The following is a 12,845-nucleotide window of genomic DNA, read 5'->3' on the forward strand; positions in this document are numbered from 1 at the left end:
CGATCATGAAAGCGCCCGCCTTCCGCTACCTGGCGCCCGACACGCTGGCCGAAGCGCTGCGGCTGCTGGCCTGGGAGCAGAACGCCCGCGTCCTGGCGGGCGGACAGTCGCTCGTGGCCATGCTGAACATGCGCTTCGCCTTTCCCGATTGCCTCATCGACATCAACCGGGTGGCGGAACTGGCCTATCTGCGCGAATCGGACGGCGGCATCGAGATCGGCGCCATGACGCGGCAGCGCGATGTGGAGTTCTCGCCGTTGGTTGCCCGGCGCCTGCCGCTGTGGCGCGAAGCCATCCTGCAGGTCGGGCATCGCCAGACCCGCAACCGGGGCACCGTGGGCGGCAGCCTGTGCCAGCTGGATCCTTCCGCCGAACTGCCGACCGTGGCGCTGGCGATGGACGCCGAGCTGACGGCGGCCAGCGTGCGCGGCGAGCGGCGGCTGCGGATGGCGGATTTCTTCGCGGGCTACATGACGCCGGCGCTGGAAGCCGATGAGATCCTGACGAGCATCCGCGTCCAGCCCTGGCCCGCCGGACATGGCCATGCCTTCCTCGAATTCGCCCGCCGTTGTGGGGACTTCGCCATCGTTTCGGTCGCGGCGCTGGTCGCGCTCGATGCGTCGGGACGATTGGCGCGCGTTTCGCTGACGCTGGGCGGTGTGGCCGCCGCGCCGCTGCGCATGCCTGCGGTCGAAGCGGCGCTGACGGGCAGCCACGGCGTAGAGGACGATCTGGACCAGGCGGCGCGGTTGTGCGGCGAGGTCGTCGCGACGGGCGACAGCCAGGTGCCCGCCTGGTATCGCCAGCGCCTGGCCTCGGTGCTGGCGCGCCGCGCATTGGCGCTGGCCTTGGCGCGCGCCTGCGCTCACGAAGAGGGGCCGCCATGAGCAGGCACGACGAGGCACAGGCGCTGCCCATCCGGCTGCGCGTCAATGGCGCATCCCGGCAGGGACGCGCCGAGCCGAGGATGAATCTGGCGGATTTCCTGCGCGGCGAGCTGGGCATGACCGGCACCCACGTGGGCTGCGAGCATGGCGTGTGCGGCGCCTGCACCGTGCTGGTGGACGGCTGTTCGGCGCGCGGCTGCCTGATGCTGGCGGTGCAGGCCGGGGGGCGGGAGATCGGCACGGTGGAAGGATTGGCGCGGCCCGACGGTTCCCTGCATCCGATCCAGCAGGCCTTCCATGAATTGCACGGCCTGCAGTGCGGCTTCTGCACGCCGGGGATCCTGATGTCGGTGGCGGAGTTGCTGGCCCATGAACCGGATCCGGACGAGGCGCGGATCCGTGACGTGTTGTCCGGTCACTTGTGCCGTTGCACCGGCTACCAGAACATCGTGGACGCGGTGCTGCTGGCGGCGCGACGGATGCGCGGGGGTGGCGCATGAGCGGCCACGGTCCGGTCGAACCCGGCGCGGCCGGCGGGATGGGGGAAGGCACGCCCCGGATCGAGGATGCGGCCCTGCTGCGGGGCGAGGCGCGCTTCCTGGACGACATTCCGGTGGCGACGCCATTGCACGCCTGCTTCGTGCGCAGCCCGCACGCGCATGCCCGCATCGTGTCGATCGACCTGTCCGCCGCGCGAGCCATGCCGGGCGTGACGGCCGCCTACGCAGCGGCGGATCTCTATGGCGAGCTGACGGAATGGCGCATGCCGCTGGGATTCGCGTTGGCCGACCTGCCGGCCAACGCGACGCCGTTCGTGCTGGCCGGGTCGGAAGTCGCGTTCGCCGGCGAGGCCGTGGCGGTGGTGCTGGCCGACAGCAGGCGCCAGGCCGAGGACGCGGCGGCGGTCGCCTGGGTGGAGTATGAGGCGCTGGCGGCCGTGGCCGATTGCCGAGCCGCGCTCGAGGAGGGATCGCCGCGCGTGCGCAGCGAGCTGGAGTCGAACCTGCTGCAGCGCTATACGCTGGAACACGGGGATTGCGAGGCCGCGTTCGCCGGGGCGGCCTGGGTGTTCGCCGAGCGCTTCTGGACGCATCGCGGCGCGGCGCATCCGATGGAAGGGCGCGGCGTGCTGGCGGCGCCGGACGCGGCCGGCGACGCGCTGACCGTCTGGTCCTCGACGCAGATGGCTCATGAGCTGCACTACGCCATCGCGCTGATGCTGGGCCAGCCCGAGGACCAGCTGCGCGTGATCGCGCCCGAGGTGGGCGGCGGCTTCGGCGCGAAGTTCATGATCTATCCGGAGGAGATCGTCGTGCCCGCCGTCGCGCGCAAGCTGGGCAGGGCGGTCAAATGGGTGGAGGATCGGCGCGAGCATTTCCTCAGCGCGATCCAGGAGCGCGATCAGTATTGGAGTGTGGAGTTCGCCGCCGACGCGCGCGGCCAGATCCTGGGCGTGCGCGGCGAGATGGTGCATGACCACGGCGCCTATACGCCGCAGGGAACCAACGTGCCGTATAACTCGGCATCGTCCCTGTCCGGTCCTTACCTGGTGCCGGCCTGTCGGCTGCAGGTGAGCGTGGTCCATACCAACAAGGTGCCCGTGGCCACCGTGCGCGGCGCGGGCTATCCGCAGGCGGCATTCGTGATGGAACGCATGCTGGACCGCATCGCGCAGGGCGTGGGCATCGACCGCGCGGAATGCCGCCGGCGCAACCTGATTCCGGCGGACCAGATCCCCTATGTCAAGCCGCTGAAGTCCAGGGCCGGGGTGCCGCTCACGATCGACAGCGGCGATTTTCCGGCCCTGCAGGCGCGCGCGCTGGCCGAGATCGGCTATGCGGAATTCGATGCGCGCCGGCGCGAGGCGGCCGCGCGCGGCCTGTGCCGTGGCATCGGCCTGGCCAATGGCGTCAAGCCGACGGGGCGGGGGCCGTTCGAGTCCGCGCGGGTCCGTATCGCGCCGTCCGGACAGATTTCGGTCTATACCGGCGCGCTGGCCATGGGGCAGGGCATCGCGACGACCCTGGCGCAGCTGTGCGCGGCGCATTTCGGCGTGGCGGCGCAGGCCGTCCAGGTGCGGGCCGGTGACACCGCGTTCGTCAGCCATGGCATGGGCGGATTCGCCAGCCGCCAGGCCATGATGGCGGGATCGGCGGTGACGCTGGCGGCGAGCCGGGTGCGCGCCAAGGCCTTGCGCAGCGCCGCCGCGCTGCTGGGCGTCGAGGAGGACTGCCTGCTGCTGGCCGATGGCGAGATCAAGACGCCGGACGGCCGGGCGGTCTCGCTGGCGCGGCTGGCCACCTTGTGGAAGGGCGTGCCGGGATACGCGCTGCCGGGTCGCGACGATCCCGGGCTGGACGAGACCGCGCATTTCTATTGCGACGCCCAATCCTACGCCGGCGCCTCGCATGCCTGCGAGGTCGAGGTCGATCCCGGCACCGGGGCGGTGCATCTGCTGCGCTATGTGGCCGTGCACGACAGCGGCCGCATCATCAATCCCGCGCTGGCCGGCGGGCAGGTCCACGGCGGCGTGGCGCATGGCATTGGCAACGCCCTGTTCGAGTGGATGGGCTATGACGCGGGAGCGCAGCCCATCACCACGACCTTCGCCGAGTACCTGTTGCCGACGGCGCCGGAGCTGCCCCGCATCGACGTGCTGTTCCAGCCGTCGCCCACCACGCTCAATCCCCTGGGCGTCAAGGGCATAGGCGAATGCGCCACGGTGCCGGTGGCCGCCGCCGTGATCGGCGCGGTCGAGGATGCCTTGCGCGCCCATGGCGTGCGGATCGCGGAGTTTCCGCTGACGCCGATGCGTCTTCTGGCCTTGATCGACCAGGGGCGCGGTTCAATCCCTGGAGATTGCTGATGGAGTTCACGAATCGGTTTCATGTGCCCTTGCCGCTGGAGGACGCATGGGCGCTCATGCTGGACGTGCCGCGCATCCTGCCCTGCCTGCCGGGCGCGCGGCTGACCGGGGCCTCGGGCGACGGCAAGTACAGCGGTTCCGTGACGCTGCGGCTGGGACCGATCAAGCTGGCCTTCGACGGCCAGGCCGAGCTGCTGCGCCAGGACGACGCCGCGCACATCGCCTGGCTGCGCGGTTCGGGGAGCGATCCCAAGGGGCGCGGCGCGGTCAGCTCGGAGTTCAGCTTCGCGCTCGAGCCGGCGGCGGGCGGCACCGCTGTCGCGGTGACGACCCGGCTGGAACTGTCCGGCTCGGTGGCGCAGTATGGCCGGGGCAGCGGCATGATCACCGAGGTCGCCGGGCGGATCCTGGCGGAGTTCGAGCGCAATCTGAGCGTCATGCTGACACAGGGGGCTGGCGGCGCGGCGGTCGTCACAATGGCTGGCGACGAGCGGCCGGGCGGCGCGGCGGCGGATGCGGGAGGGGCGTCGCCGCGCGAGGCCACGGCGCCAGGGTTTGACGCCGGCCACGGATCGCCGCAGGCGCAGGCGCTGTTGTTCCAGGCGCAGGCGGTGCTGGCCCAGGCCCAGGCGGTGCTGGCGCAGGTCCAGTCCAGGGGGATCGCCAGCCGGCCGGGGCGAGAGCCCAGGCCGTCCGCCGAACTGAACATGCTCAGCATCGGCCTGCGGGCCGTGTGGGCGCGGATCGGATATGGAATTTCCCGGCTGTTCGGCAGGGGGCGATGAGCCGGCGAGCGATGGACGCGGTCGGGATCAGCCGGGACGCGTCCGTCGCGACGGCCGGGGCGACGGCGCCACGCCGATGCGCGGGTCGCGCGCCAGCGTCAGCGAGACCAGCTGTTGCGCGACGGCTTCGAACGATTCGTCCTGCTGCGGGATGTACAGCCATTTCCCGAGCACGGCATGGGGTTGCAGGTTTGGAATGTCGCCGGTCAGCGACGCATGATGCGCCTGGGACGTTCCGACCAGCAGCCCGTCCCAGGGCGCATCGCGATCGGCCGCCACCAGGCAGAGCCGGCCGTCGAGGTAGGCGGCGTCACAGCCGAACATCTTCTTGAGCAGGTAGCCGGGATCACGCTCCAGCGGGTCGAAGACCCACAGCAGCGAGTTGGGGCGCGGGGCGCGCTGCTTCCTGGGCGGGGCGAAAAGAGGCGTGCGGCTGGACATGGCTGGCGGGAGCGGGAGATGCAACCTGGCCAGTGTAAGCCTGGAGCCTGGTCGCGGCTGACGCCTGTCGCTCGCACAGGATGAACGGCGACGACGCTGACGGTACACTGGCTGCTCGTTCAGCCACTGACCTCAGATCATGATCACCATGTCGCGCTGCTTGTCCTCCATTGCCCTGTCCGCTCTGCTGACGGCGGGCGCCGCGCATGCCGCGCCCGCGGATTGCCCCGAGGCCGCCGGCATCGTGGCCGCGGCTTACCAGGACGCCTCGGCGCCGGACAAGCTGGGCCGCATCCGCCTGAGCGGCAGCGGCGACTTCATCGCCTTGCAGAGCGGGAATCGCAGCAATCCTTTCGCGGTCACCTGCAAGGCCTGGCCGGCCAAGCCCGAGCTGCTGCTGGCCGCCGTGCCGGTGATGCGCGACCTGTCCGGCGCGAAGGCGGCCGACGGCCATGACGGCGACCTGGACGTGCTGGTGCTTGAGCGCGCCACCTTGCAGCCCTTGCGCAAGCGCCGGCTGCCCGGCCTGATGAAGGATGACGCGGTGCGCCTGACCGGCGTCGTGTTCGACACGGCGCGCTACGATCTGTCGCAGGACGAGCGGGCGTTCGGCATACGCGTCACGCGCAGCGCCTCGTCCACCGGCAGCATGCAGGGCGAGACCAGCCTGCGGCTGTTCGTGATGAGCGAGCATGAGCTGCATGTGGTACTGGACGGCCTGCTCGTCAGCCGGCTGCAAGGCGCTTGGGAGAACGAGTGCGACAGCCGCGAGGAAAAACGCGACGTGACGCTGTCCGTCGACGCGGCCAAGAGCGCGGGCTATCAGAATCTGGTCGCCACCGACACGCGCGTATCGCGGGTCTACGCGCCGCAGGGCGCCAAGTGCGTGGATCGGGTGACGGACAAGACGACGGCGCGCCACACGCTGGCCTTCGACGGCAAGACCTATTCGATTCCCGAGTCGCTGCGCGCGCCGGACCGGCGCCCGGGTAACTGAACCGTGTTCCACGCAGGCCGCCTCTTCCCGCGTTGTGCCGTGGCCTGTTTCGGATCGGCCATGAGCCTTGCGCGTCCCCTGGCCGCCGCGCTTTGTCTTGGCGCGCTCTCGACCCTGTTTGCCGGCGCCGCGCAAGCCGCGCCCGACGCCTGCCCGGACGACGCGGACATCGTCCGCGCCCTCTATCCCGGCGTTCAGGCGCCCGATGCGCGCGGCCGCGTGCATGTGCCCGGCACGGACGCCGTCATCCTGGTCGCCAACGTGGCGGCGGGCGATCCCTTCGGGCTGACCTGCAAGGCCTGGCCGGCCAATCCGGACCTGCTGCTGGTGGCGGTGCCGCTGATGCGTGACCAGTCGGAGGCCGAGGCCGCCGACGGCCACGAGGGCGATCTGGACGTGCTGGTGCTGGAGCGCGCCACGCTCAAGCCGCTGCGCCAGCGCCGGCTGAAGGGGCTGATGATGGACGACGCGGTGGCCCTGACCAGCCTGACGTTCGATACCGCCCGCTATGACCTGATGCCGGACCGGCGCGCCTTCGGCATCCGGATCTCGCGCGCCGCGGGCTCGCGCGTCAGTCTGTATGGAGAATCCAGCCTGCGGCTGTTCGTGATGGGCGAGCGGGAACTGGAGATGGTGCTGGACGGCATGGTGGTCAGCGGGACCCGAGGCGACTGGGACACCCGCTGCGCCGGCGATGTCGAGGAGCGCAAGGTGACGGTGGGCCTGGGCAGCGGCAGCAGCCAGGGCTACCGCGACCTGTCGCTGACCGAGGCGCGCGAGCGGCGCCTGTTCGAAACCCAGGGCGATGATTGCGGCGAGCGCACCGTCGGCAAGGACAAGATCCGGCACACGCTCAGGTTCGAGGGCAAGGGCTATGTGATACCCGAGGCGCTGCGGTCCATGGACCGCGCCTTCGTCGAAGGTAGCGGCCAGCCCTAGGGCGGGCTGCGGCTGGCGGGCGCTAGTCCCGCAAGCGCAGCGCGGCGTCGCGGACCCGCTGTTGCAGCCAGGCCAGCGCGGCGTCGCCGGGCGCGCGCCGGCTGCACACCATGTCGATGGAGAAGGGACCGGGGTCCACCTCGGCCGGCAGCGGCCGCAGCGTGAGCCCGTCGCCGGCCAGCCGCGCGGCGGCGCGGCGCGCCAGCGTGGCGATCAGGTCGGTGCCCCGCACCGCGTGCGGCAGCGCCACGATGTGCGCGAAGGTGCAGGCCACGCGCCGCTTGCGGCCCAGGCGCGCCAGGCTGGCGTCGACCACGCCGCGCGCCGAGCCGTCGTCGCTGGGCGTGAACAGGGCGTGGGGCAGGGCCAGATAGCGTTCCAGGTCCAGCTTGCGGCCGCGCAGCGCCGGATGGCGCTGGTCGGCGATGCAGACGAAGCTCTCGTCGTACAGGCGTTCGGACAGCATGCGCTTGGGCGGTGCCAGATGGCCGCCAATGGCCAGGTCCACGCTGCCATTGTCCAATTGTTCATAGAGCTGGGCGCGGTCCAGCCGCGCCACGCGCAGGTCCGCCCCGGGCGCGTCGCGCCGCAGCGCGGCGACGATGTGCGGCACGATGACCACATCGGCGTAATCACTGGCGGCAATGGTGAAGCGGCGGCCCTGCGCCGAGCCCGGATCGAAGGGCGCGCCCTGCGCCAGCGCCTGCCGGATCTGGTCCAGCGCCGCGCTGACGGCGGGCATCAGCGCGTCGGCCTTGGGCGTGGGCTGCATGCCCTCGGCCGTGCGCAGGAACAGCTCGTCCTGGAACAGCCGCCGCAGCCGCCCCAGCGCGCTGCTCACGGAAGGCTGGGCGCGATGGATGCGCTGGCCGGCCAGCGTGACGTTGCGGGTGTCGTACAGGGCCTCGAAGGCGACCAGCAGGTTCAGGTCTATGGCAGCGAGATTCATGCCATCAATATTACGAATACTGAATATCGATTTCAACAATTTGGCAGGCCCGGCATAGGATGACATGGCTGCGCGCCGGATTGTTGGCCGGATCGGCGCGGCACTGCCTTCTTTCTCATCCGCTTTCAGGACCACGCCATGCCCACCGTGCTGCTCACCGGTATCGAACCCTTCGACGGGGAAACCATCAACCCTTCCTGGGAGGCGGCGCGCCGGCTCGACGGCGCCGTCATCGGCGGCGCCACGGTGGTTGCTCGCCAGCTGCCTTGCGTGTTGAGCGAGGTGCTGGACCGGCTGCACGGCGCGCTGGAAGAGACGCGGCCGGACCTGGTGGTGTGCCTGGGCCAGGCCAGCGGCCGGTCCGACGTGTCGGTCGAGCGGGTGGCCATCAACCTGGTGGACGCGCGGATTCCCGACAATGCCGGCCGCCAGCCCATTGACGAGCCGGTGATCGCCGGCGGTCCGGGCGCGTACTTCTCGACGCTGCCGGTCAAGGCCATCGTGCGCGCGCTGCGCCAGGCCGGCGTGCCGGCTTCGGCCTCGCTGACGGCGGGCACCTACAACTGCAACGCCATCTTCTACGGTCTTTCGCACTACATCGCCACCCGGCGGCCCGAGCTGCGCGGCGGCTTCGTGCACGTGCCGTACCTGCCGGAAATGGCGGCCGCGCATCCCGGTCAGCCCAGCATGGCGCTGGATACGCTGGTGGCCGGCGTGCGGCTGCTGATCGCCACCGCGCTGGAGGTGCGCACCGACATCCGCGTCGTCGGCGGCGCGGTCAACTGAAGGGGGCGCGATGAGCAAGGGATATGCGGACGCGGCCGCGTTCGAGCTGGACGGCGCGCCGTTCCGTCATGCGCGGGTCGAGGTGGACGGGCTGGGCTATCACGTGGTGGAGGGCGGCGAGGGTCCGGCGCTGATCCTGCTGGCCGGTTTTCCGCAGAGCTGGTACGCGTGGCGGCGGGTGATGCCGCTGCTGGCGCCGCACTTCCGCGTGTACGCGGTGGACCTGCCGGGCCAGGGCGATTCCGACAAGCCGCTGGACGGCTATGACACGCGCACCGCCGGCGAGCGGCTGCGCGCCTTGTTCCACACGCTGGGACTGACGCGCTATGCGCTCGCCGGCCACGATATCGGCGCCTGGATCGCCTATCCGTATGCCGCGCGCCATGCCGACGAGGTGGAGCGGGTGGTGCTGCTGGACGCCAACATTCCCGGCGTGACGCTCAAGCCCGCCATCGAGCTGGGGCCGGACAACTGGAAGAGCTGGCACTTCCTGTTCAACTCGGTGCCGGATCTGCCCGAGGCGCTGCTGCAGGGGCGCGAGCGCATCCTGATCGAGTGGTTCTTCAGCCGCAAGACGGCCAACAAGCCCGGCGTGTTCAGCGCCGCCGACATCGACGAGTACGAGCGCGTCTACCAGACGCTGGGCGGCCTGCGCGGCATGCTGGGCTACTACCGGGCGGCGCACCAGGACGCCTTGCAGAACCGCGAGCTGCGCGACGCGCCGTTGACGGTGCCGGTGCTGGCGCTGGGCGGCGACCGGGGCAGCGCGCCCAATCTGTACGAGGCGTTGAAACCGCTGGCGCGCGACCTGCAGGGCGGGGTGTTGAGCGACTGCGGCCATTACATACCGGAAGAACAGCCGCGCGAGCTGGCGCGCAGGATGCTGGCGTTCCTGCGGGGATAGCGCGGCGACCGGGGCGATGCGATCGGCGCCAGGCGGAACGCGCCAACAAAAACGCCGGAGCCTGCGCTCCGGCGTTCCCGCTTGATCAACCGCGATCCAGGCTCAGCTGCCCACCGCCGTGCCGTCCTGCTTCCAGATCACCACCGTGGCCGGACGCGGCCGGGTGGCGCTGGCGCCGTCCGGCCATTTCGAGGCGATCAGCGGATTGTTCTGCGCATCCGTCACGCTCGGGCCTTCGCCTGGGTGCTGGATGTTGATGAACAGGTACTTCAGGTCCGGCGTCCAGGTCAGGCCCGTCACTTCGCAGCCGACCGGGCCGGTCATGAAGCGGCGGATTTCCTTGCTGCCCGTGTTGGCGACCAGCATCTGGTTGTTGCCCTGGCCGGCGTAGGCGCCGGTGTTGGAGTAGTTGCCGTCGGTCTCGATCCACAGCAGGCCGCGCTTGTCGAAAGCCAGGCCGTCGGGGCTGTTGAAGGTGTTCTCGGCGGTGACGTTGGCCGAGCCGCTGCGCAGGTCGGTGCGCGGATACAGCGTGGGGTTGCCGGCCAGCACGAAGATGTCCCATTCGAAACTCAGCGAAGCCGGGTCGCCGCTCTTTTCGCGCCAGCGCACGATCTGGCCGTAGACGTTGTTGGCGCGCGGATTGGCGTCGTTCGGGCCGGGGTGCTTGGTGCCAGGGTAACGGTCGTTGCCGCTGCCGCGCGAGCTGTTGTTGGTCAGCGTGACGTAGGCCTCGCGCGTCACCGGGTGGGTGGTGATCCACTCGGGACGGTCCATCGGCGTGGCGCCCACGGCGTCGGCCGCCTGGCGGGTCTTGACCAGCAGTTCGCCCATGTCCTGGTTGAACAGCGCGCCCAGCGTGCCGCCGGCCAGCGCCGGAGTGTCCAGCTTGAGCGGGATCCATTCGCCCACGCCCATGGCGTCGCCCTGCGCGGCGCCGTCCAGGAAGCGCGCCACGTACAGCGTGCCCTTGTCCAGCAGCAGGCGGTTCAGCGCCGGGCGGGCCGGGTCGTACTTGCCGTCGGAGACGAACTTGTAGATGTACTCGCTGGCCTGGTCGTCGCCCATGTAGACCACGACGCGCTTGTCGTCGGCCAGCGTCATGGCGGCGTTTTCGTGCTTGAAGCGGCCCAGCGCGGTCAGCTTCTTGGGCGTGGAGTTCGGATCGAACGGGTCGATCTCCACGATCCAGCCGCAGCGGTTGTATTCGTTGGGCTCGATCGACCAGTTGAAGCGGTCGTCGAAGTAGTCCCAGCGGTACGAGCTGCTGGAGGTCTTGCCCGTGCCCTTGTAGCGCTCCATGTGGCGCTGGTACTCGGTGTCGGGGTAGTTCACCGAGGCGGGCGCGGCGTTGCTGATGCCGAAGTAGTCGGTGAAGTTCTCTTCACAGGTGAGGTAGGTGTTCCACAGCGTGTAGCCATTGCCGCAGTTGCCGAAGGTGCCGAAGCAGCGCGTGCCGGACGGGTCCGCGTTGGTCTTGACCAGGCGGCTGCCGGCGGCCGGGCCGACCAGTTGCATGGCGACATTGGCGTTGACGCTGCGGTTGAACGGCGAATCCAGCACCGGCTCCCACTTGCCGTTGTTCAGGCGGATGTGCAGCACCGACACGCCATGCGCGTGCTGCGACTTGCGCACCCAGTCCAGGTTCCACTGGGCGTTGCCCGGCACCACGCCCACGGGGTAGAAGTACTCCGGCGTGGTGTATTCGTGGTTGGTGACCATCAGGCCTTCGACGCTGCTGCCCGTGGCGCTGTCGGTGCCGTCGATGGGGAAGAAGTGCATGCCGTCATGGTTGTAGCCGATCTGGCGCGCCTGATCGGCGCCGCCGTTGCTGGCGTCGGCCTTGAAGGCGGGCGCGCCGGCGAACAGCGGATCGCCCCAGCGGTTGAGCACGGCGTACTGGTAGCCCTCGGGCACCACGACGGTGTCGGCCGTGCTCACGGGCACGGCCTTGAAGTTCAGGTCGACCGGCTTGGGCTGCTCCGGCGTGGGCTTGCCCGGCGTCGTGGGCTTGGCGGGAGAATCATCATCGTCATCGCTGCCACAGGCGGTCAGGCCCGCGCCCATGAAGCCGACCGCGCCGGCGCCCAGACCGGCCTTCAGGAAGCCGCGGCGCGACAGCACGCGGCTCACCACGTCGTTGAAATGGGGGGCGGTGGACGCGTTGGACGGGATGTCGTCCAGATCCGGAGTGCTCATCAGTGTTCCCGTGATGTGTCATTCGTGTGACAGACGCCACCTCGGCGCTGCCTGCGAGCATCATCGTTCGGGAACATTGCCCGGGAATGACAGCAAACTGAAAGCGTTAGGACAGCGGGGCCGGGCGGATGAACTGCTGTTCTGTGACCGTCGAACCCCATTGCTCTCCGGCTTCCTCGCGCACCAGCTGGAAGCCGACCGATTCATACAGCTTGCGGGCCGCATCGAGTCCCTTGAAGGTCCAGAGCCGGGTGGCGGCGAAGCCGAGCCGGTCGCAGTAGGCCACGGCCTCGGCCAACAGCTGGCGGCCCACGCCGCTGCCGCGACAGCCGTCGTCCAGGATGAACCAGCGCAGGTGCGCGTGGTTGTTGCCCAGGTCCTGGCCGTCGATGGCGACCGAGCCGACGATGCGGTCGTTCAGCAGCGCCAGCCAGACATGGTTGCCGGTCTGGTTGAGCCGGCCGGCGAATTCGGCCACGCCGGTCGCGACCTGGCTTTCGAAGAACTGGCCGAAGCCCGCGTGGCGCGCGTAGAACGCGGCGTGCATCTCGGTGATGCGGCCGATCATGCCGGGCTGGTAGCCGGCGTGGATCGTGATCGGATTGGATGCGCCGGGCCGGAACGCCTCGTCGTTTTCGCGGCAGGCCTGCAAGGCCTGGGCATAGGCGCCCAGACCCTGGGCCACGGCCTGGCGCTGCGAGGGATTGAGCCGCGCCATCGCGGTGTTGACCTGCATCCGGCCATAGGCGTGGATCTGGTCCACCTTGCGCTTGCCGGCCCGGGTCAGCGACAGCTGCTTGACGCGGGCGTCGTCGCCGGCCACGGCTTCCTCCAGCTCGCCGGCCTCGATCAGCTTGGCCAGCATGCGGCTGATGCTGGACTTGTCCAGGCCCAGGAAGGGCGCGAGCTGCGCCGCCGTCATGGCGCCGCGCGCGTCGATCTCCAGCAGCGTGTGCACCGCCGAGGCGGAATGGCCGCTGGCCGCCAGCGTGGACTGCATGAAGCCGAGTTCGCGGACCATGCTGCGGGACGCGGCGCGGATGTCTTCGACGAGGGATGGGTCGGTGCTCATGGCGGCTCCATGGTGGGGCG

At 70.1% G+C, this 12,845-nt stretch carries 12 protein-coding genes; 8 read left to right on the forward strand and 4 right to left on the reverse strand.

The annotated features are described in order from the left end of the window. Window positions 1-5: 5 nt before the first annotated feature. The 4 genes from C2U31_RS19615 to C2U31_RS19630 are packed head-to-tail and all read left to right on the forward strand — an operon-like array spanning window position 6 to window position 4,538. Entirely contained in the window at window positions 6-887 is an 882-nt protein-coding gene (locus tag C2U31_RS19615; protein WP_103274307.1) for a xanthine dehydrogenase family protein subunit M, read from the forward strand. Then, window positions 884-1,387, forward strand: a complete 504-nt coding sequence (locus tag C2U31_RS19620) for a (2Fe-2S)-binding protein (protein ID WP_103274308.1) — start codon at window positions 884-886, stop codon at window positions 1,385-1,387. Before C2U31_RS19615 ends, C2U31_RS19620 begins: the two co-directional genes overlap by 4 nt. Then, window positions 1,384-3,753: a xanthine dehydrogenase family protein molybdopterin-binding subunit gene (locus C2U31_RS19625; RefSeq protein WP_233772426.1), complete on the forward strand. Its 2,370-nt coding sequence runs from the start codon at window positions 1,384-1,386 to the stop codon at window positions 3,751-3,753. The genes C2U31_RS19620 and C2U31_RS19625 overlap by 4 nt, the downstream gene beginning before the upstream one ends. Continuing rightward, window positions 3,753-4,538: an SRPBCC family protein gene (locus C2U31_RS19630; RefSeq protein ID WP_199770856.1), complete on the forward strand. Its 786-nt coding sequence runs from the start codon at window positions 3,753-3,755 to the stop codon at window positions 4,536-4,538. The genes C2U31_RS19625 and C2U31_RS19630 overlap by 1 nt, the downstream gene beginning before the upstream one ends. 27 nt (window positions 4,539-4,565) lie before the next feature. On the opposite strand, the gene C2U31_RS19635 is transcribed toward C2U31_RS19630, so the two are convergent. Continuing rightward, complete coding sequence (locus tag C2U31_RS19635; RefSeq protein WP_103274309.1) at window positions 4,566-4,979, reverse strand: hypothetical protein; 414 nt, start codon at window positions 4,977-4,979, stop codon at window positions 4,566-4,568. A gap of 139 nt (window positions 4,980-5,118) precedes the next feature. On the opposite strand from C2U31_RS19635, the gene C2U31_RS19640 reads away from it, so the two are divergent. Together C2U31_RS19640 and C2U31_RS19645 are read left to right on the forward strand one after the other, a co-directional pair. Continuing rightward, entirely contained in the window at window positions 5,119-5,976 is an 858-nt protein-coding gene (locus C2U31_RS19640) for a hypothetical protein (RefSeq protein WP_103274310.1), read from the forward strand. Window positions 5,977-6,036: 60 nt separating this feature from the next. Continuing rightward, window positions 6,037-6,915, forward strand: a complete 879-nt coding sequence (locus C2U31_RS19645) for a hypothetical protein (protein ID WP_103274311.1) — start codon at window positions 6,037-6,039, stop codon at window positions 6,913-6,915. A gap of 22 nt (window positions 6,916-6,937) precedes the next feature. Here the strand turns inward: C2U31_RS19645 and C2U31_RS19650 are convergent, their stop codons facing one another. Continuing rightward, on the reverse strand, window positions 6,938-7,864 hold the full coding sequence (locus C2U31_RS19650; RefSeq protein WP_103274312.1) for a LysR family transcriptional regulator: 927 nt from the start codon (window positions 7,862-7,864) through the stop codon (window positions 6,938-6,940). A gap of 138 nt (window positions 7,865-8,002) precedes the next feature. Here C2U31_RS19650 and pcp point away from each other — a divergent pair, with 138 nt between their 5' ends. Next, window positions 8,003-8,650 carry a pyroglutamyl-peptidase I gene (pcp, locus tag C2U31_RS19655; protein WP_103274313.1) on the forward strand — a complete coding sequence of 216 codons (648 nt, stop codon included), beginning with the start codon at window positions 8,003-8,005 and terminating at the stop codon, window positions 8,648-8,650. A gap of 10 nt (window positions 8,651-8,660) precedes the next feature. After that, window positions 8,661-9,554 carry an alpha/beta fold hydrolase gene (locus C2U31_RS19660; RefSeq protein ID WP_103274314.1) on the forward strand — a complete coding sequence of 298 codons (894 nt, stop codon included), beginning with the start codon at window positions 8,661-8,663 and terminating at the stop codon, window positions 9,552-9,554. A gap of 102 nt (window positions 9,555-9,656) precedes the next feature. On the opposite strand, the gene C2U31_RS19665 is transcribed toward C2U31_RS19660, so the two are convergent. Together C2U31_RS19665 and C2U31_RS19670 are read right to left on the reverse strand one after the other, a co-directional pair. Continuing rightward, complete coding sequence (locus tag C2U31_RS19665; protein WP_103274315.1) at window positions 9,657-11,753, reverse strand: PhoX family phosphatase; 2,097 nt, start codon at window positions 11,751-11,753, stop codon at window positions 9,657-9,659. Between the two features lie 106 nt (window positions 11,754-11,859). Then, complete coding sequence (locus C2U31_RS19670; RefSeq protein ID WP_103274316.1) at window positions 11,860-12,825, reverse strand: helix-turn-helix domain-containing GNAT family N-acetyltransferase; 966 nt, start codon at window positions 12,823-12,825, stop codon at window positions 11,860-11,862. Window positions 12,826-12,845 lie beyond the last annotated feature (20 nt).

This window comes from Achromobacter sp. AONIH1, from assembly GCF_002902905.1.
Taxonomy (GTDB): Bacteria; Pseudomonadota; Gammaproteobacteria; order Burkholderiales; family Burkholderiaceae_B; genus Achromobacter.

Excerpts from the sequence above, each read along its gene's own strand:
- C2U31_RS19615 (WP_103274307.1), top strand. The coding sequence starts at position 6 with ATGAAAGCGCCCGCCTTCCGCTACCTGGCGCCCGACACGCTGGCCGAA.
- C2U31_RS19620 (WP_103274308.1), top strand. The coding sequence starts at position 884 with ATGAGCAGGCACGACGAGGCACAGGCGCTGCCCATCCGGCTGCGCGTC.
- C2U31_RS19625 (WP_233772426.1), top strand. The coding sequence starts at position 1,384 with ATGAGCGGCCACGGTCCGGTCGAACCCGGCGCGGCCGGCGGGATGGGG.
- C2U31_RS19630 (WP_199770856.1), top strand. The coding sequence starts at position 3,753 with ATGGAGTTCACGAATCGGTTTCATGTGCCCTTGCCGCTGGAGGACGCA.
- C2U31_RS19635 (WP_103274309.1), bottom strand. The coding sequence starts at position 4,979 with ATGTCCAGCCGCACGCCTCTTTTCGCCCCGCCCAGGAAGCAGCGCGCC.
- C2U31_RS19640 (WP_103274310.1), top strand. The coding sequence starts at position 5,119 with ATGATCACCATGTCGCGCTGCTTGTCCTCCATTGCCCTGTCCGCTCTG.
- C2U31_RS19645 (WP_103274311.1), top strand. The coding sequence starts at position 6,037 with ATGAGCCTTGCGCGTCCCCTGGCCGCCGCGCTTTGTCTTGGCGCGCTC.
- C2U31_RS19650 (WP_103274312.1), bottom strand. The coding sequence starts at position 7,864 with ATGAATCTCGCTGCCATAGACCTGAACCTGCTGGTCGCCTTCGAGGCC.
- pcp (WP_103274313.1), top strand. The coding sequence starts at position 8,003 with ATGCCCACCGTGCTGCTCACCGGTATCGAACCCTTCGACGGGGAAACC.
- C2U31_RS19660 (WP_103274314.1), top strand. The coding sequence starts at position 8,661 with ATGAGCAAGGGATATGCGGACGCGGCCGCGTTCGAGCTGGACGGCGCG.
- C2U31_RS19665 (WP_103274315.1), bottom strand. The coding sequence starts at position 11,753 with ATGAGCACTCCGGATCTGGACGACATCCCGTCCAACGCGTCCACCGCC.
- C2U31_RS19670 (WP_103274316.1), bottom strand. The coding sequence starts at position 12,825 with ATGAGCACCGACCCATCCCTCGTCGAAGACATCCGCGCCGCGTCCCGC.